Consider the following 25996-nt stretch of genomic DNA (forward strand, 5'->3'; position numbering starts at 1 on the left):
TGTTCGAAAAACCTGGTTAATTCTAATAAATAATGGAGCATTCGATTCGAAAACATGCGCCTTGTTGTTGCTTAACATAAGTAAGTTTTGCATGATTAGCCTCACAAAAACTGTGAGATAAATATAATCCTAAACCAGTTCCATTGATTTCGGTACTAAAAAAGGGTTTAAACAATTGTGAAATATCGCGCTCTGCTACGCCTTGACCAAAATCAATGACATCAATCCAGCCGCGTTCTTCTGTGCCATGTACCCGTATAATAATAAAAGACTGCTCTGCTGAATTATGCCTTAATGCATTACGGATCAGATTAATAAGCACTTGACGTAGCTGGAGTTCATCAAAATAAATCCAGATATCCTGCTCAATCTGTAGCTGTACAGCCTGTTTTATATCGATCAGGTCTTCATTTAAAACTTGGGCAAGAAAACCTGATAATCTGATTTTAGCAGGCTCAGTCGGACTGTTACGTGCCATATTCAAGGTATCATGGATAATCTTGTCAATACGTTGTGACTGCCGGTCAATCATGCTAGTGAGCATCTGCAACTGTTCTGGCTGGCTGTCAGCTAATAATTCATTAGCCTGAACAATAGCTGCCAAAGGATTACGAATTTCATGGGCAATACTGGCCGAAAGCTGTCCCAGTGCCATCAGTTTTAATTGTTGTACCTGCTGCTTGATTTTCTGGGCATCCTGCAATATCAACAAGGTTAAAGCTTGATGAGGCACAAGAAGTTTCTGAACCTGTATATCGACACTGTAAGGTGAAAGCTGCGATTCAAACAAGAATCTTTCACCATCTTTTAAGTCACTAAACCGGATAAGCGTATACAGGTCTGGCTGGAGTTTACGTAGAAAATACTTTTCATCAGTAAAAATCGGTGGAATACCTAGTAATGAACAGGCTGCCGGATTATTTAAAATCACCTGCTGCTGCTCATCTAAAACTAAATAGCCTACCTCAATTTGCTCCAAAATAGCCCGGTTAATATTCTGTAGCTGGTTAAGCTCAATAGACTGATAAAAATTCAGATTTTCCAAAAGGCGAAACCGCTGTACAGCAATCTGTCCAATGCCATACATCACAAAAAATAAAAAAGCTAATAAAGCACTATTACTGATACTGTTGAGATGGGAGCTGTTAAAAAAGCTTCCTACTACCTGCTGGTAGATCACACTAATTACAGCAACCAGTGTGATAATTAAAGCAAGCTGCGGCCTGAGTAAAATTGTTGCGGCAAAGACCGTCACCACAAAAAGTAGACTTAAGTGCAGATTGGGTCCACCCAGTGCAAAATTTAGCAGGCTAAAACAGCATACATCTACTATAAACAGTAAAATAAGCTGCTTCGAAATTTCAAAAGGTAGAATTTTATAAAAAATCAGCTGGATACAGCTGATCAGGGCATAACCGACAATACTATAAAAGTACAGGTCAGGATGCTGGTAGTCTTGAGCAACAGTCTCAAGGGTTAGTGCAAAAATAATATTAAGACTAAGTGCTAAAACAAGACGATAAGCACTGTACCACTCTCCCAGACGGTAGATGGTCTGAAGCAGTGAGGCGGGGCGTAGAGGGGCCATCTTTACGCCTATACTTAAGGTTTAATCAAGCCATAGCGGATCGCCAGATGGGTGAGTTTCACGTCACTATCAATATCAAGTTTTTCAAATATACGATAACGGTAAGTATTGACTGTTTTAACACTGACAAAGAGCTTGTCTGCAATTTCCTGAGCACTGATACAGTTCACTACCATCATGGCGACCTGCATTTCCCGTTCAGACAAGGCATCAAAAGGAGACTGCTGTGTATCAGAAAGATAAGAACTGGCCAACTGTTCGGCAATATCAGCACTAAAATACTTGCCTCCTTGCATGACCTTATTAATAGCACGTACCATTTCTGTAATAGGTGCACCTTTAGTGATATAACCTTTGGCACCAGCTTTAAGTAACAAAGACGGGTAAGGTTCCTCAGCTAAACCGCTGACCGCCAGAACCTTGGTTTCAGGGGCAGTCTGTAAAAGACGACGGGTCGTTTCTACTCCGCCAATACCTGGCATGTTCACATCAAGTAAAACTACATTAGGATGAAGCTGCCGGACCAAAGCAATGGCTTCTTCTCCAGACTCTGCTTGCCCGATCACCTGTACATCTGCATGATCTTCTAACATACGACAAATGCCAGTACGTACCAATTCATGGTCATCGACGACTAAAATAGTGATCAACTTGGCTCTCCTTAAACTAAAAAATCATGATTTTTGTTACATAAAGCAAAATTAGCTTGCAATGAAACGACAAAATTAGCAATCCTATCTCTAAAATTGAACGAATAGATATGCACAATTACCTAAGCGATAAAAAGCTACGGGTTTTGTACAAATGTAAGGCATATTTGAGGTAATTAGCAAATCGCGTTTTGCCTCTCCAAGACGAGTATACCGCCGTGAAAAATTCTAAAAAGTCTTTAATGCATGTGCTAAGCATGTCTGTCCTGCTTGGCCTGAGTTCAACGAGCTTTGCAGAACTCATTGTGAACTCCTCTCCGGGAGGCAGTAACTCTGCATCACTTAACTGGTCATCAGAAGATGTCAGCCAGTTTATGAATGCTGATGAACCATCCCCACAAGGTTCTACCAGCGTTACTACCACTATTCGTCAGCAAAATAGTCCAGCAGCCACTCTGAAACCTAAAACGGTTCAGATTATTAACTCAACCTCGTATGTGAACCAACCTTCAGTGAATGCCCGTGCAGCACTGGTCATGGATGCACAAACAGGTGAGGTGTTGTTCAGTAAAAACACCAACACAGCATTACCGATTGCATCAATCACTAAATTGATGACTGCCGTAGTGACTTCTGATGCACGTCTAAATATGTCAGAAGAAATTACTTTGCAACCTATTGATTTTATTGGTCCTAAAAAAGCCAGTTCTACTCTGCGTGCCGGTGACAAAATGAACCGTGCAGAAGTTCTGCTTTTTGCTTTAATGAAGTCTGAAAACCCGGCAGCGGCGGCTCTCGCACGGACCTATCCAGGCGGAAAACCGGCATTTGTAGCAGCAATGAATGCCAAGGCACGCGAGCTTGGCATGCATAGTGCCAAGTTTTATGAATCTACGGGTCTGGATGCACGTAATGTCGCATCTGCCCGTGACTTGGGTATTCTGGTAAGTGCTGCTTCTCAGTACGGCCTGATCCGCCAGTTTTCAACAACACCCACCTATGATTTTAATCTAGGCTACCGTGTGCTTAAATCGAATAATACCAATGCACTGGTACGTAACGGGGGCTGGAATATTAACCTGTCTAAAACCGGATTTATTAATGAAGCAGGCCGCTGTGTAGTTATGCATGCAACTGTAAATCAGCGTCCGGCTATTGTGGTGCTATTAGGTGCGTCAGATACCCAGTCTCGTAATAATGATGCAACCCGTTTATTTAGCTGGCTTAATCAGCTTCCTAAGAATATTTAACCCAAACCTCACGAGCTGATGATAGAATTTAGCTCTTAAGCATATAAAAAGCCCTGTAGAAACAGGGCTTTTTATATTCAGACCAGATTATTTTTCCATATTGGAGAGAATAGAGGTCTTAACATCATTCATTGTGGCGTCAATCGTCAGCATGACCGCATCAGCACATTGCTTGATTGCTGTATCTGGATCTTTCAAACCGTTTCCTGTGACTGTGCAGACAATAACTGAACCTTCAGCAATTTTACCCGCCTTAATATCACGGATCGCACCGCCAATTGAAGCGGCTGAAGCAGGTTCTACAAATACACCTTCATACATCGATAACATACGCTGTGCGTCTAGAATTTCGCTATCTTGCAGTTCATCAAACCAGCCTTCAGAATCACGTACAACTGCTTTAGCATGGTTCCAGCTTTGTGGATTACCAATGCGGATGGCTGTAGCCACAGTCTCTGGCGCAGCTACGGGAGCACCACGCAGGAAAGGAGCAGCACCTGAAGCCTGATAACCCACCATAACAGGTAGGCCTTCAGGCTTAGGTCCAGTAAAGGTATCTGTTACGGCATCATAAATCACTTGCTCGAACTGGTCAGCAGGCTGATTGGCAACAGCTTCAGTATAGCCCATCCAGTGCGCAGTAATATTTCCGGCATTACCTACAGGCAGGCAGTGATAATCCGGTGCGCGGCCAAGAGCTTCTACAATTTCATAAGCAATCGTTTTCTGGCCCTGTAAGCGGAATGGATTAATTGAGTTAACAATAGTTACTGGTGCCTGATCGGCAACTTCTTTCACCAGACGCATACCATCATCAAAATTACCACGGATTTGCATAGTGATTGCACCATACATCATAGCCTGAGCCATTTTACCCATCGCAATTTTGCCTTCAGGAATCAAAACAAAAGCTTTGATACCGGCACGTGCTGCATAAGCAGCCGCAGCTGCCGAAGTATTGCCTGTAGATGCACAGATAATTGCTTTAGAGCCTTCCTCAACCGCTTTGGTTACTGCCATGGTCATGCCACGGTCTTTAAATGAACCAGTCGGATTAAGACCTTCATACTTCACATAAATTTCAACATCTTTACCAATAATACGTGGAATATTCTCAAGCTTGATCAGCGGCGTATTACCTTCGCCCAGAGAAATAGCACGAGTCGTTGCTGAAACGGGCAAACGGTCACGATAACGGTCTACAAGACCGGTATAACGGTTGGCATTAGACATGATGATGTTCCAAATATGAGGTAGAGCTGGTGAGAGGGTTAAACCCTCTCCACCTGATTAACTATCAAGCGATTCTAAACGAATTCGCACGATTTCGCCACGAACGGCAGATAAAGCCTGAATTTTTGCAAGAGCTTCATCCATTTTTGATTCTACAATCGGATCAGTCATGATGACGATTGGAATAATATCTTTAAGGCGCGGTTGCTGCATGATGGCATCGATACTAATACCGTCACGACTTAATATGGTGGTAATATCGGCCAGAACACCAGTCTGGTCTTCAGCATCAACACGGATATAATAGCCTGTAGTCATTTCTTCGCGGCTCAGGATTGGCAGGTCAGTCAATGCCTCAAAAGCCAGCTGCGGAATAGTACCTGCACCATCTTCGGTATAGGAAATGTCCCGCACGATATCAACTACATCAGCCACTACTGCAGAGGCTGTTGGTCCGGCGCCGGCACCGGCACCATAGTACAGGGTAGGGCCAACAGCATTGGCCTGAACCAGTACAGCGTTTTTCACACCATTTACATTTGCAATAAGCTGTTCCTGAGGAATCAGGGTTGGATGTACCCGTAACTCGATACCAGCACTGGTACGACGGGCAATACCCAGATGTTTGATACGGAAACCTAGTTCTTCAGCATATTTGACATCTTGAGCAGTAATCTTGCTGATACCTTCGGTATACACCTTATCAAACTGCAGTGGGATACCGAATGCAATTGAGGCCAGTAACGTCAGCTTGTGTGCAGCATCGATCCCTTCGACATCAAAGGTCGGGTCAGCTTCTGCATAGCCCAGATCCTGTGCTTCTTTCAGTACATCAGCAAAAGCACGGCCTTTTTCACGCATTTCGGTCAGGATAAAGTTACCTGTACCGTTGATGATGCCAGCCAGCCAGTCAATACGGTTAGCAGCTAAACCTTCACGAATTACCTTAATAATCGGAATGCCGCCCGCAACCGCAGCTTCATAAGCGATCTGTACTGCATGATCATCGGCTGCCTTGAACAGTTCATTACCATGTTCGGCCAGCAGCGCCTTATTGGCAGTAACCACCTGTTTGCCATGTTTAATGGCTTCCATGATGACTTCATAGGCCGGATGAATGCCGCCCATAAGCTCTACCACTACATCAACATCAGGCTGACGTACAATTTCAAGCAGATCAGCGCTTTGCTTGACTGTAGCCGGTAAATCCAGGTCAGGACGTGGACGGCGGGTACCGACGTGGGTGATTTGAATTTCTCGACCGGTGCGACGTTTAATCTCAGCAGCGTTTTGTTCTAATAGTTTAAGGGCTCCACCACCCACGGTCCCAAGACCGAGTATCGCCAGACGAACTGGTTTCACGTCACACTCCATACATCATTAAAAACTTGAATAGGCCTAGATCATAGCTAAAAAAACCGCCAGACTCTAGGGTGAAGATTGATTATCTTCACCTATAAAAAATATTTAGGTTTTATATAAAAATTAATTATTTAAGCGTTTTAACAGTTCGTCTGGTGCAAGGTAGCCTCCTAGGTATTCACCCTCACTATTATAAATCGCTGGTGTTCCATTAACTCCCATACGGTGGCCCAATTCATACTGTGCACGAACTGGAGTTTTACAGGTTGCAGCAGGAAGCTGTACTCCCTGAATAGCCTGCTCAAATGCAGCAGCGCGGTCTTTACTGCACCAGATACTTTCCATCGCAGGGAAAAGCTGATCTCCACGTGGCCAGGCAATATAACGTACTTCGATGCCCTTGGCGGTGATTTCATCCATATGCGCATGCAGTTTCTGGCAGTATGGACAGCTAACATCGGTAAATACGTAAATTATGTGCTGGGTTTTATTTTTAGCTGGGTAAACGATCAGATCTTCAGTTTTCAGTTCCTGTAGATAGCGTTTATTCTCAACTGATTGCAGGTTTTCACTCACACTATGCAACTCCTTGTCCCCTAGACGGATCACATCACCTTGAATCAGATATTTACCATCACTGGTGGCATAAACTGACGGCATTCCCTCGAGTGAAACCCAGTACAGGTTTGGCACTTCTGTTGCCTTGACATCAACCACTTTGGCATTAATGTTGGCCTTCTTGAAATGCTGTTGCAGTGTCTTGATCAGACGTTGCTGGGCATTACGCTCGGATAGGTTGGATGCTTCACCTGTTGCAGGAGCAGTTGCAGTTAAGGTATTGGTATTGCCTTGGTTATTCTTGTCATTAGAACAGGCGCCTAGCAGGAGAGTAATACTCATGGCACACGCCATAAAAATTTTCGAACGGGTAAATAACATAGACAACCCTTATTTTAAACATTGTGTTATTTGAAGATGTTTAGCATAACAAAAATATGGGGCGTGAGTTCAATCTTCATGTGCTGTTTTACCAGCTTATTCTCAAGCCCTAGGATGATGAGCTGCATGCAATTGCTGCATACGGATCTGAGCTACATGAGTATAAATCTGGGTAGTGGATAAATCACTATGGCCCAGCAACATCTGCACTACACGAAGATCAGCACCATGATTAAGTAAATGTGTGGCAAAAGCATGTCTTAATGTATGTGGGGAGAGCTCTGCCTGTATACCGGCCTGAAGAGCATAACGCTTGATGGCATACCAGAAATTTTGCCGGCTCATAATCCCGCCATGCTGAGTTAAAAACAGATAGTCTGTGGCACTTTTATAGAGTTGTGGCCGTGCTTCATTGAGATATTTCTCGACCCATTCAATGGCAACCTGTCCCAAAGGGACTAAACGTTCTTTGTTGCCTTTACCGGTAATACGTAAATAGCCCTGTTTCAGATTAATCAGCTCCAGCCTTAAATTTAACAGTTCAGTGACCCGCAGTCCGCAGGCATATAGAACTTCCAGCATAGCCCGGTCCCGCAGTCCTAGTGGAGTATTGATGTCAGGAGCATGCAGCAGGTGTTCAACATCGAGTTCAGACAGATCTTTAGGAAGCGCATGGCCAAGCTTAGGCGTTTTGTGTGTGGCAACCGGATTATCGCTTCGTAATTGCTGTTCACGCATAAATTTGAAAAATGAACGTAAGGCTGACAGTGTCCGTGCAATTGAACGGGGACTTTTGCCCTGTTTAGTGAGTTCAAACAGAACATCAGCAATATCTTCACTGTTCCAGAGCGGTAGCGGAGTAGAGGGACAATATTCACTACACTGGATCAGATCGGATAAATAAGCATTCCGGGTATGCGGACTAACAGTCTGTGCAATTAAAAAATCACGAAAACCCTGTAAAAAACTTAAATGTTCCGGAATCTGCACCGGAGAGGGGATACGTGGTTTTTTATTGAGCATTTAATCTGTTCCAATCCATCTCTTCATTACTGGTCAAACTGTAGTTTAAAACAGGGTGATTGTCGATTTGTGCAGAAAAATAGAATTGAAATCGATCCCTATTTGTTAATTATTCTCATTTGTTTGTTATACTGGCCGGGCAAAAAATATTAGGATTAGATGCGGTGCGTTTATCAGAGCTAAAAGTTAAGCAAACTGCCATCATTACCAAGGTCAACCGGACTTTGGATGGCACTTCAGAGCAGTCTGACCTTGTAGCAAGCCGATTGGAAACCTTGGGCTTTGTTCCGGGAACTCAGGTTCAGGTCATTACTAAAGGGCTATTCGGTGGTGATCCAATCCTGATCCAGATTGGTTTTACCCGTTTTGCCCTGCGTAGAGCCGAAGCAGAGAAAATTGAAATCAGTAAAGAAGGAACACCTGCATGAGTGAGCCCTTACGTGTTGCCCTTGTGGGAAATCCTAACTGCGGAAAAACTTCTTTATTTAATCATTTGACCGGTACCCGCCAGAAAGTAGCTAATTATGCCGGGGTAACGGTTGAACGGAAAACCGGGTTTTTCGAGCTGCCTTCGGGTCAGCAGGTGCGTGTACTGGATTTACCTGGAACCTACAGTTTAAATGCTACCAGTCCGGATGAGGCCATTACCCGCGATGTAGTGCAAGGCAAAATTATCGAAGAAGGCCAGCAGGATGTATTTCTGTGTGTGGTGGATGCAACCAATTTGAAACTGCATTTAGGGCTGGTCATGGAAATGATCGAGCTTGGCCGTCCGATTCTGCTGGTTCTGAACATGATGGATGAAGCACGTCGTCGCGGCATGCAGATCAACACACAAAAGCTCTCTGAACGCCTGGGTGTAAATGTGGTTGAAACTGTGGCTGTACGTAATGCCGGGGTTGAAAGCCTGATCAATTCACTGGATCAGCGCAAGTTTGATGTGCCACATACCGAACTCAGCGGCTTATCAGGCAGTACTCATCAAAAGATCACCCATATTTTAAAAGATGTGGTGAACTATATTGATGAGGAAGATAAACGTACCGACTTTTTTGACAAGATCTTCTTGCATCCAGTCTTGGGGCTGCTGAGTCTTGCCTTGATGATGTTTGTGATTTTTCAGGCGGTTTTTGCCTGGGCTGCGCCCTTTATGGACGGGATCGAAACTTTCTTTGGCTGGCTGGGTGAAACTATCAGTCCTTATATTTCGCAGCCACTTCTCAACAGTTTGGTGGTTGACGGTATTATTGCCGGCGCAGGCGGGGTTGTGGTGTTCTTGCCACAGATTCTGATTCTGTTTTTCTTTATTTTAGTACTGGAAGAGTCTGGATATTTACCTAGAGCAGCATTTTTGCTAGATAAACTGATGTTCAAGGCAGGACTGAGTGGTCGGGCATTTATTCCTTTACTGTCCAGTTTCGCCTGTGCAGTTCCCGGTATCATGGCAACCCGCAGTATTAGTGATCCACGTGACCGTTTAACCACTATTCTGGTGGCGCCACTGATGACCTGCTCGGCGCGACTGCCAGTTTATGCATTATTAATTGCTGCCTTTATTCCGGAGCAGACAGTCTGGGGCTTTATGAATTTGCAGGGCCTGGTCCTGTTTGCTTTATATATGGCTGGTATTGTTAGTGCACTCTTGGTGGCGACCATCATGAAGTTCTTCTATAAAGATAAATCTCAGCATACCTTGCTAATGGAATTACCAAGTTACCGCTTTCCGGATATTAAAAATATCTGGATTGGCTTGCTGGACCGTGGCAAGATTTTCTTGAAACGCGTGGGCGGCATTATCTTTGCACTGTCGGTTCTGCTCTGGTTTCTCTGTACATTTCCGCAGCCACCAGCAGGCGCGACTATGCCAGATATTGACTATAGTTTTGCCGGGATGCTTGGCCACTTGATGCAGCCAATCTTTGCCCCACTTGGCTTTAACTGGCAGATTTGTATTGCCCTGATTCCGGCCATGGCTGCGCGTGAAGTAGTGGTTGCAGCTCTTGGAACCGTTTATGCCCTGTCTGCAACTGATGAAGATGCGGTATCACAGGGACTTTCACAGCTGATCAGTGCAGATGGTAGTGGCTGGTCACTGGCCACCGGTCTGTCTCTTCTGGTATGGTTTATTTATGCCCCGCACTGCCTGGCAACACTGGCAACAGTACGCCGTGAAACCGGTTCATGGAAAACAGTGGCCTTTATGACCACATATCTGTTTGGTCTGGCATATTTTATGTCATTCCTGACCTATCAAATTGCTTCACATTATTTTGCTTAAGTGAAGAGAGGAGGTTGAGATGGTTGAAATGATTATAGTCGCGCTGGTAGTGATCTGGAGCGCAGTGGTTGTCTTCAAAAAGGTCTTCCCAAAAACTGCCAATTCGGTCTTCCTCAGCCTTTCTCGTTTCTGTGAGCAGAAACAGTGGTATACACTGGCAAAATGGTTAAAACCAAAGTCGACCAGTAGTGGCTGTGGTGGGAGCTGTGGTTGTGAGGCCAAACCAGATATGAAACAGATAAAAAATGATGAGGTAAAGCCTATAAAATGGCACTAATCTTTAAATAACAATAACTGCAACTATAAAAAGCCGTCCAAGATGACGGCTTTTTTACGCGCTGACACAAAAAAAATGAGGTTAAAAGCAAAACAGAAAAAGCTTTCAAAATCTCAAAGTGCTACCATTTCGTCAGTTTCTAAATACACATAGATGCGGGGCAAAAATGTTAATACAGCGTGGCGGATTAAAAGTCGTGGCCGGTTTGGGCATCTCGGGCGTATCTGCCGTGAATTTACTTCATGAGCGTGGTTATCAGGTGGCTGTGACAGACTCACGGACCCATCCACCAGGGCATGACCAGATTCCTGCAGGTATCCAGACCAGTTTCGGACAACTAGATACCGAGTTACTGCTACAGGCTGAAGAAATCATTTTAAGCCCCGGTCTCGCGCCACAGCTTCCTGAAATTCAGCAAGCTATAGCAAAAGGAATTCCAGTAGTAGGTGACATCCAGTTGTTGCGCCGCGCCACCGAGGTGCCAATTGTAGCGATTACCGGATCGAATGCTAAAAGTACCGTGACCACACTGATTGGTTTAATGGCAAAAGAGGCTGGGAAAAAAGTCGCAATAGGCGGGAATTTGGGTCGTCCGGCGCTTGATTTACTTAAAGATCAGCCAGAACTGATTATTCTGGAACTATCAAGTTTTCAGTTAGAAACCACTTCACTGTTAAATGCCGAGGTGGCAGTCGTGCTTAACATGAGTGAAGATCATCTGGACCGGCATGGTGATATGCTGGGTTATCATGCAGCCAAACACCGGATTTTTCAGGGCGTTAAAAAAGTCGTCTTTAACCGTGATGATGCCTTGAGCCGCCCTTTAGTTCCTGATGCTGTGCCAGTACAAAGTTTTGGGCTGAATGCACCAGATATGAACCAGTATGGTGTACTGCGTGATACAGACGGTACACTCTGGCTAGCTCGTGGCCGCGAGCGCCTGCTGAAAAGCACAGAAATGTATATCCAGGGTACGCATAATATTGCAAATGCACTAGCCTGTCTGGCTTTAGGTGAAGCTATCGGTTTACCTTTAAATTCTATGCTAGAAACATTAAAAAGCTTTAAAGGCTTGGCTCATCGCTGTGAATATGTCGATACGGTGAATAACGTACGCTATTACAATGATTCTAAGGGAACCAATATCGGTGCAACTCTGGCGGCAATTGAGGGCTTAGGCGCAGCCATAGCACCCCGTAAAGGTAAGGTTGTGGTCATCTTAGGCGGACAGGGCAAAGGGCAGGACTTTAAGGCTCTTCGCGCAGCAGTTCAGCAATATGTCAAAACAGTGGTACTGATTGGTGAAGATGCACTGAAGATTGAACAGTCAATCGAAGGCAGTACTGAAATTCTGAAAGCTGCAACTTTACAAGAGGCGGTACAGCTATGCCATGCCAAGGCAGATGCAGAGGATGTGGTCGTGCTGTCTCCTGCATGTGCCAGCTTTGATATGTTTAAAGGTTATGATGATCGAGGTCATCAGTTTGTTGCTTGTGTAAAAGCATTGGTCTAAAAGAAGAAAGATAAGGAAAGGTCTATGGCTGGGTTTGCTCAGACAACCATTAACAAGGTCCAGCAGTGGTATGAGCGTTGTGCACCACGAATACCGGCTGAAATTACAGCGCGTAATGTTCTGATTTTCTGTGTTGTGGCATTGCTATGTCTCGGGTCGGTGATGGTTGCATCCGCCTCGATGCCCTATGCCGAGTATCTGCATGAAAATCCGTTTCATTATATTATACGTCACGCTCTTTCAATTGTAGTTGCAGCAATTGCAGCATTTCTGACTTATAAAATTGCCCTGAATGTCTGGTTTAAAAATACATTCCCATTATGGCTCATTACTATTGTATTACTAGCCGCCGTGCTGGTCATCGGGACTGAGGTAAATGGTTCTACCCGCTGGATCAGGCTGGGCGGTTTTACTTTGCAACCCACCGAAATTGCAAAGGTAATGATGGCAATTTTTACCGCAGACTATGTGGTGCGCCGTGCTGAAGAAGTGCGAAATCACTGGAAAGGTCTGGTGCGTTTAGGTGCAATCATGGCTATTACTGTAGGCCTGATTGTGGCAGAGCCAGACCTCGGCGCTACGGTGGTTATTGTCATGATGATGCTGGGTATTTTCTTCTTGGCCGGTGCACCGCCACGAACCTTCCTGATCTTTTTAGGCGCCGTAGTTGCAGCAATCGTATTCCTGATCCTGTTTGAGCCTTATCGATTCCAGCGACTGATTTCTTTCGCCGACCCTTGGGCAGATCCGCTCGGTGCCGGTTATCAGTTGTCTAATGCATTAATGGCATTTGGCCGGGGGGAGTGGTTTGGAACCGGACTTGGGCATAGTGTACAAAAACTGTCTTATCTACCAGAAGCGCATACTGACTTCATGCTGGCCGTCTTGGGTGAAGAACTGGGCTTTTTTGGTATTTTTGTAGTCATTGGCCTTTCTTTTACCATGCTTGCCTGCTGTATCAAAATTGGCCATCGTGCATTGCAACATCAATACCTGCGTGCAGGCTATCTGGCTTATGGTATCAGTATTATTTTTCTGCTGCAGATTCTGGTTAATGCTGGCATGAACATGGGCCTTATGCCAACCAAAGGACTAACGCTGCCTTTCATTAGTTATGGAGGAACCTCACTCATGATGTGTGCTGTAATGATCAGCCTGATTTTAAAAATTGATGCCTCTACTCAGGTCCTCAATCCAAACCGTGAAGAATCCAGCTTTTAAATTTTCTAAATCCGGGCATGCTCCAGTACCATGCCCGGCATTTCATGGCCACAATGCAGGCATTTTACAAGTTCTCCTTTAGCCTTTGACAGGGGCAGGAGAGGTATAAAAAATAAGGAAAAATACTGACGTTGCTGCTTCAGTTCATAAGCGCTGCGTGTCCGGCAAACTGGACACACAAACTGTCCATTTTCAACTGTTTTTGTTTTGGGCCCGATACCGAAAATAAAAAACATCTTGCTGCTCCACTGATCTGTTCTGCTCCATTGCAGCTTACTTTTCAGATTCAAGCAATCTTTTCATGTTACAGATAGTGACCATTTAGCATCAAGCTGTGAGGTATGGCCTCAACACTCCACTGGCTAATTGCCTGTTTGAGCATTAAAGAAGGCGTATCCAAATCAACAGCAGGCTGATTTAGAGCATTTAAAGCTTTTTGTAGTAAGACAGAGGGCTGGCTTAAATCCAGTGCTAATGCCAGATTCTGTTTGGAGAGCTTTTGTCCTTGACTATTCATTGCAAGCGGAAGGTGCATATAATGCAGTACAGGATAACCCAGCACTGAACCCAGCCACATTTGCCGGACCGTATTGTCGAGCAAATCGGCACCGCGTACCACGTGAGTAACGCCCTGTAAGTAGTCATCCACTACTACAGCCAGTTGATAGTTAATAATCCCATCACGACGTTTGAGCACAAAATCACCCAAATCATAAGCCAAGTTAGAACAATGCTTGCCTTGCAGTCGATCTGTAAAGCACAGTTCTTCGTCACTTACCTTAATACGGATGGCCTGATGCTCAAATGGCAGATTGAGATGGCGGCAGGTACCTGTATAGATATGATTGGAGCCTAATATTTTACGGGTACACTGGCAGGCATAAACTAGGCCCTGCTTTCGCAATTGTGTCAAAACCGACTCATAAATATCAAGGCGGTCTTTCTGGAAAATAATATGTGAATCTACTTCGAAACCAAAGGCCTCAACGGCACAAAGGATATGCTGTTCACTACCAAGAGAGATTCTCGGGATGTCTGTATCTTCAATCCGGACCAGCCATTTACCCTGTCGGGCTTTGGCATCACAGTAACTGGCCACCGCTGTAATAAGTGAGCCGAAATGTAAAGGGCCGGTTGGCGATGGCGCAAACCGACCCACGTAATGCTCTTGAATTGACATTTTCCTTTGTAAAGAAGAGATCAGAAAGGAATCACTGCTCACAGAATTAGCCGTTATTCTGCTTCTCTTTGATTTCCGCCAGTGTTTTGCAATCAATACATAACGTAGCAGTCGGACGCGCTTCTAAGCGGCGTAAACCGATCTCAATCCCGCAGGTTTCACAGAAACCATAGTCTTCATCTTTAATGGTCTGTAAAGACTGTTCAATCTTGCGGATCAGTTTACGTTCGCGGTCACGGGTCCGTAACTCGATTGCAAATTCTTCTTCTTGGGTAGCGCGGTCATTTACATCAGGCAGGGCAGTATTCTCATCTTGCATGGTGTTTAGAGTACGGTCTACTTCCGACATCAATTCAGCTTTCCACGCTTCTAGAATCTGGCGGAAATGCTCAAGCTGCCCTTCAGACATGTATTCTTCATTTTTTTTAGGCTGATAAGGCGCTATACCAAACAAGCTTGCTGTTGTACCTGCCTCTGAAGTTTTAGCTTTCGGCTTACGGGTACGTTTTGCAGCAGTTTTTTCACTATCTGCAGCTTCTGTATGTTCGTCTAAGACTTGATTCTGGTTGTCATTCGCCATATAGGGCATTCCTCATCATATACGTATATCTATACGCAAAAAATATGGTGATATGCAAGTATTATATCCATCCCCCTAGGGTGAATTTTCCCATCAGGGGCGGTCATCATATAGATATTTTAATTAAGATGATAGTCACACTCTCTCAGACTATCGGCTTAATACTAAATTTAAGGGTCTTAAATTAGCCCAAAATTTAAGAAATGAAAAGTTAATAGCCTGAAATTTCTGTCTCAATTCTGTGATGAAAATCTTTTAAGCGATGTACTTGCGTATCTAACTGGCCACTGCTGTGCAGCTTGAGTATCCGGTAGCCTGGAGCCTGCTCATCTAGCGCAAACTGGTCACTGAGTGGCTTAAACTGAACAGAGGTAGATGGGGTCGATAAAAACTGGATATTATTCCAGATATGGATGGAGTCCTGATGTACATGACCACAAATTACAGCCTGTATATTACTATGCTGAGCCAATATTTCTGTCAATTCCGGGGTATTCTTGAGTTTATGCTGGTCGATCCATCGGGATCGCATCTCGAAAGGGTGATGATGGCAGGCAATTAAGACATGCTGATGCGCATGTTGCTGAAGTTGCTGTTCAAGTGCCTTAAGCTGTGTCTGGCTAATGTGGCCATCTACTCGGCCATCCACTGCACTATTTAATAAAAACAAGCACCAGTTTCCAAGCTCGACAATACCCGGTTCATGATAACTCTGCTGAAACGGAAAATAATCAAGATCATCATGATTGCCTGGAACCTGAAAAAAGGGTATTCCTAAACCCTGCATATAGCTGAGATAACGCTGGTATGTGATGTGTTCGGGTTCCTGGGCCAAGTCTCCTGTATGAATAATCGCATCAATGTGGGGATGCTGGAGAAGAATCTGCTGTATGACTGCATGAAAGCTTTGTTCGGGGTTCATCTGTACAAATTCTTTTTCAGCTTGCCCCATCAGATGCGTATCGGTGATTTGTATGATCACCCAAGTATCTCGATGCTCCATTGAATGAGAGACTATCATCGTTATCCTTCAGTTCTTTATTATTGTGACTACATGCTGCCTAAGCCATTGCAAGGCCATGATGACTGGGGCATTACATAACCGATTCTGCTGAAATAGCGGGTCAATGTCCTGATAGTCCAAAATATGAAGACGAATATTTTCGCCTTCATCGGGCATACCAAAGATTCCTCCGTTTAGATCGAGCTTTGCTTGGGCTGTATATAGGTGAAATAACTCGGAGCAGGCCCCTGCAGAAGGGTAAAAGCTAAAAAGATGTTGCAGGGTGTGAATTTCGCAACCTGATTCTTCAAGACTCTCACGGTACAGACACTGTTCAGCAGATTCACCTGCATCAAGAACACCCGCAATTACTTCAAGCTGCCATGGTGATTCATGGTCATCGACAGCACCAATACGGAACTGCTCAATCAAAGCAAATTTCTGCTGTTCATCATTATAAATCAGGACACCTGCCGCCTCTGGACGATGAATCAGCTCGCGCTGTAATACAGGAGTGTAGGTATTCTCGCCAAACAGGCGATGACGCAAGGCGACTTTCTCGACCTGTATAAAACCTTGGTACACACTTTCACGTGCTTCAATCTTAACATCGGTTGCAGAATAGCTGGCCTGTTCAATGATGGTCATACGTTCAATCAGGATGAAGAAATGTTTACTTCATCCTAACTGAGATTAAGACTTACTCAAATGTTTTTTTAGAAATTTAGACTTTATGATAAAGCTTCTGGCCTGCCTCATGGTAAGCCGCCTTCATCGTTTCAAAGCCTTCTTCTACCTGCTGTGCTATTTCGAGTTCCTGGTTCTTTGCCTGATTCTGAGCATAATCCCGGACATTCTGGGTAATTTTCATTGAGCAGAATTTTGGACCACACATTGAGCAGAAATGAGCTGATTTATGTGCCTCTTTGGGTAGGGTTTCGTCATGCATACTGCGGGCTGTATCAGGGTCCAGACTCAGATTAAACTGGTCATCCCAGCGAAATTCAAAGCGGGCTTTGGATAGAGCATTATCACGCACTTGGGCTCCGGGATGACCCTTAGCCAGATCTGCTGCATGCGCTGCAATCTTGTAAGTGATAATCCCGTCTTTTACATCTTTTTTATTTGGAAGCCCCAAGTGTTCTTTTGGCGTGACATAACACAACATGGCAGTACCGTACCAGCCAATCATGGCAGCCCCAATAGCCGAGGTAATATGGTCATATCCCGGAGCAATATCGGTAGTCAGCGGCCCTAATGTATAAAATGGCGCCTCCTTACATACTTCAAGCTGCAAATCCATGTTTTCCTTGATCATATGCATAGGCACATGACCAGGGCCTTCAATCATGACCTGCACATCATACTCCCAGGCACGTTGAGTCAGCTCGCCTAGAGTTCGTAGTTCATTAAACTGCGCTTCATCATTGGCATCCTGAATACACCCCGGACGCAAGCCATCTCCCAGACTGAAAGAAACATCATAGGCTTTCATGATTTCACAAATTTCATCGAAATGGGTATACAGAAAATTTTCCTGATGATGGGCCAGGCACCACTGTGCCATAATCGAGCCGCCACGCGATACAATACCGGTCAGACGCTGAGCAGTCAGTGGAACATATCGCAGTAATACGCCAGCATGAATAGTAAAGTAATCAACACCCTGTTCAGCCTGTTCAATCAAGGTATCTTTAAAAATTTCCCAAGTCAGGTCTTCGGCTACTCCATTTACTTTCTCCAGCGCCTGATAAATTGGAACAGTTCCAATCGGTACCGGGGAGTTACGGATAATCCATTCCCGGGTTTCATGTATGTTTTTACCAGTTGACAGATCCATAATGGTATCGGCACCCCAGCGGGTTGCCCATGTCATTTTAGAAACTTCTTCATCAATTGATGAGCCCAGAGCCGAATTCCCGATATTGGCATTGATTTTGACCAGAAAGTTACGACCGATGATCATCGGTTCAATTTCTGGATGATTAATATTGGCAGGAATAATGGCCCGGCCTGCTGCTACCTCCTGACGCACGAACTCTGGCGTGATTTCACGTAAATTCTGTGCACCGAAGTTCTGGCCACTATGCTGTCGGGTGTCAACGCCGTGACACTGACGCTGATTTTCACGAATAGCAATATATTCCATTTCTGGCGTAATAATACCCTGTTTTGCATAGTGCATCTGGGTAACATTTTTACCTGCTTTGGCACGACGGGGCTGTGAGATATGGGCAAAGCGGATTTCGGCAGTAGTAATATCTTTTAAGCGCGCCTGTCCGAACTCTGAAGAAAGCTGGTTCAGGACTTCGGTGTCTGCACGCTCTTCAATCCATCGTTTACGTACATCTGGCAGGCCCTGCTTCAGGTCAATCTTGATTCTCGGATCGGTATAAACACCCGATGTATCGTAGACCATAACTGGTGGGTTGTGTTCACCGCCTAGACCGGTTGGGGTGTCGGTCAGACTGATTTCACGCATGGGAACCTGAATGTCGGGACGTGAACCCTGTATATAGACTTTTCTTGAAGCAGGCAAAATACGGGTCAGTTCTTTGGCTTCTTGCTCATGCTGACTAGATAAAGGTAAAGAAGAATGATTCGTTAACTGGTTCATGTACATGATCCTTATGAATGATATCAACGAATCAAGCACGACCAAAAACGGTGGCAGATTTATCCTGTAAGAATAAAAGAAGAGCTTCAGTTTTTAGATGGCTTGATTCCTACGCAGGTCTTAACCTGATCAGGTTCAACGGTACTCATGATCAATTCCTGAAAAAAGGAATTACATGATCTCAGCGAGTAATTACTCGCGCTCCGTCAAGCATGTAAAGATCTTAGCATGGATTTTCAGAATGAACAGCCATGCTTGAAGTAACAATGTAGTTCTTTGGTCTTAATAACTTATACAGACAGCATCACTAAAACAGTCACGATATTGGTCACGTGGGGAGTTGGCATACGGGTCACGTAACTGAACATATTTTTCCAGCTGCCGTAAGGTCAAAATATTTTCCTGTCCTGAAAGACGTTCCGGCGCAGTCAGCTGAACTTTTATTTTCTGATTACGCTGGGCGGGTGACATCTCTACAAATTCTAAAAAGCGTTTGGACTGGGCGGCCAGTTCCGAGTCGCGCTGTTTAGCAACTTGCTGAATCACAGTCAGTGCATCTGGCCGTATAGAAAGCTCACCAGTATAGGTATCAGAGATTGGGGTGTTATTCATACCTTTAAACAGAAATGAGGTATAAAGTGAAAGCAGCAGTCTGGCATCATCTATAAAGCTGCTATTCGGATATTGCTTGACATAGCTTTCCCAGAACTGTGCACGCTGTGCGATTTCATCCCAAGAAATTGTCAGTGCGCCATCACGCAGAGGACTCTGCTGGTTCTGGCTAGCCAGTTTTTCAATAAAGATTCGCTCGGCAGTCGGTAAATAGGGGGCAAAAATCTGTGCCAGATATTGTGGCTGGCGGCGATAACTGAACATGCCTTCTCCACCATCATATAGCTCATAATATACTTTGCCCTGATGCTTGAGCAGGTACTGATCACGCGGTGAAAATTTTTCGGTATAACTTTGCTGTAACGTCGGATGAGGGGACTGGTTAAAAGCATAGTCTTCAAATGCTGTCTGCTGTTCAGGAGTACGCTTAACTGTCAAAAAGCGCTGATACATGGCATTCGAGGCTTTGAGAATCTGTTTTTGCTGTTCAAATTTTAGCTGTGGCAAACAGGTTTTAATTTGTGCATTGACTTGATCTAAGGACTCTACTGTACTTTCCGAATTAATTTTCTGCATCTGTTCTGCCAGGTTCAGGCAGCGGGTATCATCCTGTTGTGGAGCAATACGGGTAGGAGGCGGCGTTTCTTGCTTGGCTGTTTTCTCCATTTCGGGCTTCTGGCAGCCAGCCATAGCTAACACCAGCAGGGAGAGAGAAAGATAAGCAAGAGGCTTCATACGTTTTTTCCTCCAAGGCGGGGGACTACTTGACTCAGGTTGTATGATGCGTGAGCAAGACAACAGCGTACTAAGAGCGAGCAAACTAGCAGAATATGGTTGATGATGATTATCTTTAAAAACCCAGTAAAAGCTGTAGTATTGTTTAAATTATTTGTAAGCAATATGTAGTATGGATTTAGGCAAGATAGCTGGATTTTACTATATTCTTACCCTATTGAAACTGCCTGAAGTCAAGAACTGGGAAAATTTAATAAAAATCATACTTAAACTTGGCTATTCATGAGTAATATGGCATACCTGAAAACTGTCCTGAAAAAGATAGTTCGGTTTTTTGCGGTGTAGATGGGCATTTAAAAAAATGAAGAAAAAAATTTTCCTGAGCCTGTTTTTTCTAACTACAAGTTCACAGCTTTATGCACTTGATCTGGTAGAGGCTTATCAGCGTGCCAAACAGTCAGACCCAAGCTGGCAGGCTAATCTTTACCAGTATCAGGCCGATCAGCTTAATCTGGGTATTGCGCGTACTAATTTTTTGCCGACAGTCAGTGTCAGCGGTAATATTACCCGTAAACATCAGGGAAGTGACCAAAGCAATAGTGTGACCATTCCAGGTTTTGAAAATTTTGGTGATGCCTTAATGTCCTCGACCTCTACCACGAAGCAAATTTCGATTACGGCACGTCAGCCCTTATTCCGTAAAGATGCCTGGGAGGGTTATAAACAGGTACAAACCTCCGTACTGCTGAGTGAAGTACAGTTACGCCAGCGCCAGCAGGACCATATTCTCAATGTGGCTGAGAGTTATTTTAATGTCTTACGTCAGCAGACACTGACCAGCTCTCATTTACAGGAAGAGAAAGCATTATTAGAGCAGCTGGAAATGATGAACGCCAAGTTACGTGAAGGACTGGTTGCCCGTAGTGATGTCAGTGAAGCCAATGCCCAGTACCAAAATGCCCGGGCCAACCGGATTTCAAGTAATGTACAGTTGCTTCTGGCGCAGGAACAGCTTGCACAACTAATTGGGCCATATCAGGAAAGTCTGGCGGTGCTTCAAGAAAATTTTAGCTATCAGCAACCTTATCCGGCTAATTTGCAAGAATGGACTACCTTGGCACAAAATCAGAATCTTTCAGTACAGCAGGCACGTTTGCAACAAAAATATAATGATGACCAACGCCGGATTGAACGGGCAGCCTTATATCCGCAGCTTGAAGCAGTAGCTACCTATGGCTATACCAAACAGTCACCGGAAACACTTATCTCTGGTGATGGTCAGTTTGACCAGATTGGCGTGGAAATGAACTGGAATCTTTTTAATGGGGGACGCACACAACAAAATATACGAAAGGCTACAGTCGATATCCGGCGTGCTGAAGCAGAGCTGGAAGCTGCTGTCCGTAAAAGTACAACTGATGCCAAACAGGCCTACCTGCAGGTTCAAACTGACCAGAATAAATTAGAGGCCCGTAAGGCTGCGATGCAATCATCCGAGCTGGTATCACGCGCTTCACGTGCTCAATATAATGAAGGTTTAAAAACTATAGTAGATGTATTGCTGGCTCAGCGTAATGCTTTTTCTGCCCGGCAGGATTATGTAAATGCACAGTATGATCATCTGATTAATATATTGCGTTTGAAAGCCGCCGCAGGTCAGCTCAATGAACAGGATTTGCAGGAAATGAACAGCTGGCTGGTTGAAAAGTTTTGACAGCTATTCATAAATGAACTGTCATCAAAGTTTCATCATAGCTATGCTTTAATACAAGATGCATCAGAATTTTCTTTTTAGCTGGCTGGAGTCTTTATCTTGAGCTTGAATAACCCTGTATTAAGTCACCATATTTCTTCACAGTTTAATGAAGAACTGCAAGGTGTTACGACTAAATTTATGACTATGGGCGGTCTGGTCGAGCAGCAGGTGGCCAATGCAATACGGGCTTTGCTGGATACAGATACCAATATGGCTATCGACGTACAGTTTCAGGATAACGTAGTAAACCGTTATGAACGGGAAATTGATGAAGGGTTAACCCTGATTCTGGCACGCCGTCATCCGGCTGCGATTGACCTGCGTATGGTGATCGCGATGAGCAAAGCAAATACTGACTTGGAACGGATTGGAGACGAAGCCGCAAAAATCGCCCGTATTGCCCAAAACTTATGTGAAGAAGGCGGATCGCCACGGGGTTATATGGAAACCCGGCATATTGGCAATCAGGTGCGGGTTATGATCCATGATGCACTGGATGCTTTTGCTCGGGTCGATGCTGAGCAGGCGCTTAAAGTACTTTTAGCCGATGCCGATATCGATCGTGAATACCAGTCAGCCACCCGTACCCTAATGACTTATATGATTGAAGATCCACGCCATATTTCCCGGGTACTGAACGTGATGTGGGTATTGCGCTCACTTGAACGTATTGGTGATCATGCCCGTAATATTTCGGAACAAGTAATTTATATTGCAAAAGGACTTGATGTACGTCATACCAGCCTAGATGAAATTGAAGAACACGTACAACGCCGCTAAACAGACGTTTTAAAAAGTGAAAAGGCCCGGGGAAAGTTTCCCGGACCTTTGAGTCAAGAGTAAGGAAAAATCATCACATCCTGTACCCATTGCAATTTTTAATTATTTTTCTATGCTCACCTAGCTTCCTGCTTGGCTACAACTTTAGTCTAATGGAATTAAGTAAATATCGTAGAAGTAAAAATCTGATATCACTGTAAGCTAAAGCTTATACAAGAGTAAGCAAAAAATTAAATATAGAATAAAAAAGTCCCAGACTTTGGGGGAAATCTGGGAACGAAAGAGGAGCTCATTCAAAATTTCACTTATGCAGAATTCATCAGAGCTTTATATAAGTTTTCTTAAAATCAGTATAAGAATTTCAGGTTTATTACTCATTATAGTTCATGTGTTTTGATGTGAAGGGCATGTAAATTAAGTTAATATAGTGTAATTAATTGCTTTAAAAATAAGCTTTGTCTTTATTTATTAAAAGTATAAATTGAACAACAATATCTTGACCCACTCTAAAGTGGGTCAAAACAAAGATTAATTTTCTGGTTTCCAGCCCTCAGCTTTTTCTACACTTGCATCATTACTGAAAAATTTTTCACGTTGCTCTTCAAGAAATTTTTTTGCGTCGGGTTCAAATACATTCAAACGCTTTTCATTAATGAGGGTGGTCTGGTGCTGTAACCATTCCTGCCAAGCCTGTTTAGAAACCGTGTCAAATAGTTCCTGACCTCTAGCGCCGGGGAAGGGCGCAAATTCTAACCCTTCCATTTCTTTTTGATATTTACGGCAAAACACCTGTCGAGACATATCAATACTCCAAAGTTAAGATATAGCGTTTAAGCATAAAGCTTTTCTAAACGCGCATGCGCACGATCAATAGCTGCTTCTACTTGAGCCGGGGCCGTACCGCCAATATGGTTACGCGCATTTACTGAAGCTTCCAGAGTTAGTGCTTTTTCAAATACATCTGCCTGAATCAGGTCAGAGAACTGTTGAAGCTGTTCAAGGCTAAGTTCAGAGAGATCTTTACCTTCCTGAACGCCCAGAGCCACTGCTTTACCTACGATTTCATGTGCATCGCGAAAAGCGACTCCATTTTTTACCAAGTAGTCCGCAAGGTCTGTTGCAGTAGAAAAACCGCGAAGGGCTGCTTCACGCATGATATCGATATTGGGTACCAGAGCTGGAATCATGTCAGCAAATGCCATCAATGAACCACGTACGGTATCAATTGCATCAAATAATGGCTCTTTATCTTCCTGATTATCCTTGTTGTATGCTAATGGTTGGCCTTTCATTAGGGTCAACAGGCTCATCAGGTCACCATAGACACGACCGGTTTTACCACGTACCAGTTCAGGGACATCGGGATTTTTCTTTTGTGGCATGATTGAAGAACCCGTACAGAAACGATCCGGGATATTAACGAATTTGAACTGTGCTGAAGTCCATAGAATCAGTTCTTCGGACATGCGTGATAAATGCATCATGATTAAAGATGCAGCAGCATTAAATTCAATCGCAAAGTCACGATCCGATACGGCATCTAACGAGTTTTCAGCAACTGTTTCAAAACCCAAAAGTTCAGCCGTATATGCACGGTCAATTGGATAAGTTGTACCAGCAAGTGCCGCAGAACCTAATGGCATGCGATTAACGCGCTTGCGGCAATCAATAAGACGTTCAGAGTCACGAACCAGCATCTCAAACCAGGCCAATAAATGATGACCAAAAGTCACAGGCTGTGCGGTTTGTAGATGGGTAAAACCGGGCATGATGGTTTGGGTATTTTTAGCTGCCAAACCCAAAATACCTTTTTGTAATTTTTCCAGCAGATCTAAAATGGCATCAATTTCATCACGGACATAAAGACGGATATCAGTTGCGACCTGGTCATTACGGCTACGGCCGGTATGGAGTTTTTTACCTGTAATGCCGATACGCTGGGTCAGGCGTGACTCGATGTTCATATGTACATCTTCAAGGTCAATGCGCCACTCAAAATTTCCTGCCTCAATATCTGCTTTAATGGCAGTTAGACCTTCAATAATGTCATCACGTTCCTGTTCGGTCAGTACCCCTACTTTGGCAAGCATGGTCGCATGAGCAATTGAACCGGCAATATCCTGTTTATAAAAACGTTGGTCAAATTGTACAGATGCGGTAAATTCAGCCACAAAAGCATCGGTAGCTTCGGAAAAACGGCCGCCCCACATACCGGAAGTCTGATTCTGGGCAGGCGTATTGGAGGAATGAGAAGATGTGGTCATGTCGGCTCAGCAAAATAAAAAAGAGTATAGCAAATTCAACAGCGCTTGCCGAAGCACAGCGTGATAATTCCGCAATACCATCAATAAATAACCGGAATAATTTATATTCTTTTACAAAGCGTGGACGCTGGCAATATCTAATCGAATTATTTCTGGTCAGTACGCTGTTGTCACTGATCCTTATTCTGGCAAAAGCGGGGACATGGCAAAACCTTCAGCTTGACCAATTGGCACAGTACATTTTTTTTATTCAATGGGTAGTATTGTGTTTTACTGCTTTGGTAGATACCTGGCAAAACCAGTTCAGACAGCTCAACCATTTTTATGCCTTACTGTTCGGTTTTCTGCTACTTCAGTGCATTGTTCTGGTATCTACCTTCAGTCTGAATATGCTGAACTATTGGGGTAGTCATTTGAGCTGGACGGGAATAGATTCCGATATTTCATTTAAAGATATAGGTTTAAATCTCAGTTTTGGGATATTGATGGGAGTTATCTTTCTACGTTATCTGTATATGCGGGAGCAATGGTTCAGACAGCAAAGTAGTGGATTAAACGCCCGTATACAGGCCATGCAGGCACGTATTCATCCGCATTTTTTATTTAATAGTATAAATAGTGTAGTAAGTCTCATCAGTACAGACCCTGACAAGGCTGAAACAATGCTGATCAGCTTGTCTAAACTTTTTCGTGCCAGCCTGCAAGACCTCAAGCTGGTCAGCTTACAGCAGGAAATTGATTTGTGCCGGCATTACCTTTCAATTGAGCAGATGCGTCTGGGTGAACGGCTCCAGGTAGAGTGGAAAATAGAAAATACTCACTCTTTAAATCAGGTTTATATTCCACTTCTGACCTTACAGCCTTTGATTGAAAATAGTATTTTCCATGGAGTTGAAAGTGTCTATACTCAAGGTACCATCGGTATACTGGTTGAAATACTTCAAAATCAAGTTACTATAGTCATTACCAATCCTTACTCTTTAGATAAAATAACATTACGTAAAGGTCATGGTATTGCTATACAAAGTGTACGGGAGCGGTTACAGGCCTATTTTGGACAGTCTGTACAGTTTCAAACTTTTGCCGGTGAGGGGATTTATACCACTATCGTGCAGTACCATTATAAATAAAAGAA

General features: G+C 44.0%; 24 protein-coding genes and 1 riboswitch. Of the genes, 9 read left to right on the forward strand and 15 right to left on the reverse strand.

The features are described 5' to 3' along the window. Window positions 1-22: 22 nt before the first annotated feature. Together ACRAD_RS00950 and gacA are read right to left on the reverse strand one after the other, a co-directional pair. A complete protein-coding gene (locus ACRAD_RS00950) occupies window positions 23-1588 on the reverse strand; it encodes a sensor histidine kinase (RefSeq protein ID WP_005022968.1) in 1566 nt (521 codons plus the stop codon). Between the two features lie 14 nt (window positions 1589-1602). Then, a complete protein-coding gene (gacA, locus tag ACRAD_RS00955; protein ID WP_005017150.1) occupies window positions 1603-2238 on the reverse strand; it encodes a response regulator transcription factor GacA in 636 nt (211 codons plus the stop codon). Window positions 2239-2456: 218 nt separating this feature from the next. On the opposite strand from gacA, the gene pbpG reads away from it, so the two are divergent. Then, complete coding sequence (gene pbpG / locus ACRAD_RS00960; protein WP_005017149.1) at window positions 2457-3488, forward strand: D-alanyl-D-alanine endopeptidase PBP7/8; 1032 nt, start codon at window positions 2457-2459, stop codon at window positions 3486-3488. 87 nt (window positions 3489-3575) lie between these two features. Here pbpG and thrC read toward each other — a convergent pair whose 3' ends face one another. The 4 genes from thrC to xerD all read right to left on the reverse strand — a co-directional run bounded on the left by thrC (window position 3576) and on the right by xerD (window position 8045). Further along, window positions 3576-4721, reverse strand: coding sequence for a threonine synthase (gene thrC / locus ACRAD_RS00965; protein WP_005017146.1), 1146 nt, complete (start codon window positions 4719-4721; stop codon window positions 3576-3578). Window positions 4722-4778: 57 nt separating this feature from the next. Next, window positions 4779-6083 (reverse strand): homoserine dehydrogenase, encoded by a 1305-nt coding sequence (locus tag ACRAD_RS00970; RefSeq protein ID WP_005022971.1) that lies wholly within the window; start codon window positions 6081-6083, stop codon window positions 4779-4781. 123 nt (window positions 6084-6206) lie between these two features. After that, complete coding sequence (locus tag ACRAD_RS00975; RefSeq protein WP_005022973.1) at window positions 6207-7022, reverse strand: DsbC family protein; 816 nt, start codon at window positions 7020-7022, stop codon at window positions 6207-6209. Window positions 7023-7124: 102 nt separating this feature from the next. Beyond that, a complete protein-coding gene (gene xerD, locus ACRAD_RS00980) occupies window positions 7125-8045 on the reverse strand; it encodes a site-specific tyrosine recombinase XerD (RefSeq protein WP_005022976.1) in 921 nt (306 codons plus the stop codon). Window positions 8046-8209: 164 nt separating this feature from the next. On the opposite strand from xerD, the gene ACRAD_RS00985 reads away from it, so the two are divergent. The 5 genes from ACRAD_RS00985 (at window position 8210) to ftsW (ending at window position 13334) form a co-directional block, all read left to right on the forward strand. After that, complete coding sequence (locus ACRAD_RS00985) at window positions 8210-8473, forward strand: FeoA family protein (protein WP_005017133.1); 264 nt, start codon at window positions 8210-8212, stop codon at window positions 8471-8473. Then, entirely contained in the window at window positions 8470-10323 is a 1854-nt protein-coding gene (gene feoB, locus ACRAD_RS00990; protein ID WP_005022978.1) for a ferrous iron transport protein B, read from the forward strand. Before ACRAD_RS00985 ends, feoB begins: the two co-directional genes overlap by 4 nt. 19 nt (window positions 10324-10342) lie before the next feature. Then, on the forward strand, window positions 10343-10600 hold the full coding sequence (locus ACRAD_RS00995; protein WP_005022979.1) for a DUF6587 family protein: 258 nt from the start codon (window positions 10343-10345) through the stop codon (window positions 10598-10600). A gap of 166 nt (window positions 10601-10766) precedes the next feature. Further along, window positions 10767-12113 (forward strand): UDP-N-acetylmuramoyl-L-alanine--D-glutamate ligase, encoded by a 1347-nt coding sequence (gene murD / locus ACRAD_RS01000; protein ID WP_005022981.1) that lies wholly within the window; start codon window positions 10767-10769, stop codon window positions 12111-12113. A 24-nt stretch (window positions 12114-12137) separates the two neighbouring features. Next, window positions 12138-13334 (forward strand): putative lipid II flippase FtsW, encoded by a 1197-nt coding sequence (gene ftsW, locus ACRAD_RS01005; protein WP_005017125.1) that lies wholly within the window; start codon window positions 12138-12140, stop codon window positions 13332-13334. Between the two features lie 5 nt (window positions 13335-13339). On the opposite strand, the gene ACRAD_RS01010 is transcribed toward ftsW, so the two are convergent. The 7 genes from ACRAD_RS01010 to ACRAD_RS01040 all read right to left on the reverse strand — a co-directional run bounded on the left by ACRAD_RS01010 (window position 13340) and on the right by ACRAD_RS01040 (window position 20061). Then, the gene (locus tag ACRAD_RS01010) at window positions 13340-13570 is read right to left on the reverse strand and encodes a zinc-ribbon domain-containing protein (protein WP_005022982.1); all 231 of its coding nucleotides are present in this window, start codon (window positions 13568-13570) and stop codon (window positions 13340-13342) included. Between the two features lie 68 nt (window positions 13571-13638). After that, window positions 13639-14514 carry a tRNA glutamyl-Q(34) synthetase GluQRS gene (gluQRS, locus tag ACRAD_RS01015; RefSeq protein WP_016801156.1) on the reverse strand — a complete coding sequence of 292 codons (876 nt, stop codon included), beginning with the start codon at window positions 14512-14514 and terminating at the stop codon, window positions 13639-13641. Between the two features lie 46 nt (window positions 14515-14560). Beyond that, window positions 14561-15094, reverse strand: coding sequence for an RNA polymerase-binding protein DksA (gene dksA, locus ACRAD_RS01020; protein WP_005022984.1), 534 nt, complete (start codon window positions 15092-15094; stop codon window positions 14561-14563). Between the two features lie 211 nt (window positions 15095-15305). Continuing rightward, entirely contained in the window at window positions 15306-16115 is an 810-nt protein-coding gene (gene cpdA, locus ACRAD_RS01025) for a 3',5'-cyclic-AMP phosphodiesterase (RefSeq protein ID WP_005022985.1), read from the reverse strand. A 9-nt stretch (window positions 16116-16124) separates the two neighbouring features. Further along, window positions 16125-16745 (reverse strand): NUDIX domain-containing protein, encoded by a 621-nt coding sequence (locus tag ACRAD_RS01030; RefSeq protein ID WP_005022987.1) that lies wholly within the window; start codon window positions 16743-16745, stop codon window positions 16125-16127. Window positions 16746-16821: 76 nt separating this feature from the next. Further along, window positions 16822-18714, reverse strand: coding sequence for a phosphomethylpyrimidine synthase ThiC (thiC, locus tag ACRAD_RS01035; protein WP_005022988.1), 1893 nt, complete (start codon window positions 18712-18714; stop codon window positions 16822-16824). Window positions 18715-18803: 89 nt separating this feature from the next. Continuing rightward, a riboswitch (TPP riboswitch) is annotated at window positions 18804-18930 on the reverse strand. A 66-nt stretch (window positions 18931-18996) separates the two neighbouring features. Beyond that, window positions 18997-20061 carry a hypothetical protein gene (locus tag ACRAD_RS01040; protein ID WP_005022990.1) on the reverse strand — a complete coding sequence of 355 codons (1065 nt, stop codon included), beginning with the start codon at window positions 20059-20061 and terminating at the stop codon, window positions 18997-18999. Window positions 20062-20422: 361 nt separating this feature from the next. Between ACRAD_RS01040 and abuO the strand changes: the two genes are divergently transcribed. Together abuO and phoU are read left to right on the forward strand one after the other, a co-directional pair. Further along, complete coding sequence (abuO, locus tag ACRAD_RS01045) at window positions 20423-21775, forward strand: multidrug efflux outer membrane protein AbuO (protein ID WP_005022991.1); 1353 nt, start codon at window positions 20423-20425, stop codon at window positions 21773-21775. Window positions 21776-21874: 99 nt separating this feature from the next. Beyond that, the gene (phoU, locus tag ACRAD_RS01050) at window positions 21875-22597 is read left to right on the forward strand and encodes a phosphate signaling complex protein PhoU (RefSeq protein WP_005017107.1); all 723 of its coding nucleotides are present in this window, start codon (window positions 21875-21877) and stop codon (window positions 22595-22597) included. 528 nt (window positions 22598-23125) lie between these two features. Here phoU and ACRAD_RS01055 read toward each other — a convergent pair. Together ACRAD_RS01055 and argH are read right to left on the reverse strand one after the other, a co-directional pair. Beyond that, the gene (locus tag ACRAD_RS01055; RefSeq protein ID WP_005022992.1) at window positions 23126-23398 is read right to left on the reverse strand and encodes an oxidative damage protection protein; all 273 of its coding nucleotides are present in this window, start codon (window positions 23396-23398) and stop codon (window positions 23126-23128) included. A gap of 29 nt (window positions 23399-23427) precedes the next feature. Continuing rightward, window positions 23428-24861: an argininosuccinate lyase gene (argH, locus tag ACRAD_RS01060; protein ID WP_010700193.1), complete on the reverse strand. Its 1434-nt coding sequence runs from the start codon at window positions 24859-24861 to the stop codon at window positions 23428-23430. Here argH and ACRAD_RS01065 point away from each other — a divergent pair. Then, the gene (locus ACRAD_RS01065; protein ID WP_005022995.1) at window positions 24852-25991 is read left to right on the forward strand and encodes a sensor histidine kinase; all 1140 of its coding nucleotides are present in this window, start codon (window positions 24852-24854) and stop codon (window positions 25989-25991) included. The genes argH and ACRAD_RS01065 overlap by 10 nt on opposite strands. Window positions 25992-25996: the final 5 nt, after the last annotated feature.

It is taken from the genome of Acinetobacter radioresistens DSM 6976 = NBRC 102413 = CIP 103788, from assembly GCF_006757745.1.
Taxonomy (GTDB): Bacteria; Pseudomonadota; Gammaproteobacteria; order Pseudomonadales; family Moraxellaceae; genus Acinetobacter; species Acinetobacter radioresistens.

Excerpts from the sequence above, each read along its gene's own strand:
- feoB (WP_005022978.1), top strand. The coding sequence starts at position 8,470 with ATGAGTGAGCCCTTACGTGTTGCCCTTGTGGGAAATCCTAACTGCGGA.
- ACRAD_RS00950 (WP_005022968.1), bottom strand. The coding sequence starts at position 1,588 with ATGGCCCCTCTACGCCCCGCCTCACTGCTTCAGACCATCTACCGTCTG.
- ftsW (WP_005017125.1), top strand. The coding sequence starts at position 12,138 with ATGGCTGGGTTTGCTCAGACAACCATTAACAAGGTCCAGCAGTGGTAT.
- gluQRS (WP_016801156.1), bottom strand. The coding sequence starts at position 14,514 with ATGTCAATTCAAGAGCATTACGTGGGTCGGTTTGCGCCATCGCCAACC.
- argH (WP_010700193.1), bottom strand. The coding sequence starts at position 24,861 with ATGACCACATCTTCTCATTCCTCCAATACGCCTGCCCAGAATCAGACT.
- ACRAD_RS01065 (WP_005022995.1), top strand. The coding sequence starts at position 24,852 with ATGTGGTCATGTCGGCTCAGCAAAATAAAAAAGAGTATAGCAAATTCA.
- murD (WP_005022981.1), top strand. The coding sequence starts at position 10,767 with ATGTTAATACAGCGTGGCGGATTAAAAGTCGTGGCCGGTTTGGGCATC.
- ACRAD_RS01055 (WP_005022992.1), bottom strand. The coding sequence starts at position 23,398 with ATGTCTCGACAGGTGTTTTGCCGTAAATATCAAAAAGAAATGGAAGGG.
- cpdA (WP_005022985.1), bottom strand. The coding sequence starts at position 16,115 with ATGATAGTCTCTCATTCAATGGAGCATCGAGATACTTGGGTGATCATA.
- ACRAD_RS00995 (WP_005022979.1), top strand. The coding sequence starts at position 10,343 with ATGGTTGAAATGATTATAGTCGCGCTGGTAGTGATCTGGAGCGCAGTG.
- ACRAD_RS01030 (WP_005022987.1), bottom strand. The coding sequence starts at position 16,745 with ATGACCATCATTGAACAGGCCAGCTATTCTGCAACCGATGTTAAGATT.
- ACRAD_RS00975 (WP_005022973.1), bottom strand. The coding sequence starts at position 7,022 with ATGTTATTTACCCGTTCGAAAATTTTTATGGCGTGTGCCATGAGTATT.
- ACRAD_RS01010 (WP_005022982.1), bottom strand. The coding sequence starts at position 13,570 with ATGTTTTTTATTTTCGGTATCGGGCCCAAAACAAAAACAGTTGAAAAT.
- dksA (WP_005022984.1), bottom strand. The coding sequence starts at position 15,094 with ATGGCGAATGACAACCAGAATCAAGTCTTAGACGAACATACAGAAGCT.
- abuO (WP_005022991.1), top strand. The coding sequence starts at position 20,423 with ATGAAGAAAAAAATTTTCCTGAGCCTGTTTTTTCTAACTACAAGTTCA.
- xerD (WP_005022976.1), bottom strand. The coding sequence starts at position 8,045 with ATGCTCAATAAAAAACCACGTATCCCCTCTCCGGTGCAGATTCCGGAA.
- ACRAD_RS01040 (WP_005022990.1), bottom strand. The coding sequence starts at position 20,061 with ATGAAGCCTCTTGCTTATCTTTCTCTCTCCCTGCTGGTGTTAGCTATG.
- thiC (WP_005022988.1), bottom strand. The coding sequence starts at position 18,714 with ATGAACCAGTTAACGAATCATTCTTCTTTACCTTTATCTAGTCAGCAT.
- thrC (WP_005017146.1), bottom strand. The coding sequence starts at position 4,721 with ATGTCTAATGCCAACCGTTATACCGGTCTTGTAGACCGTTATCGTGAC.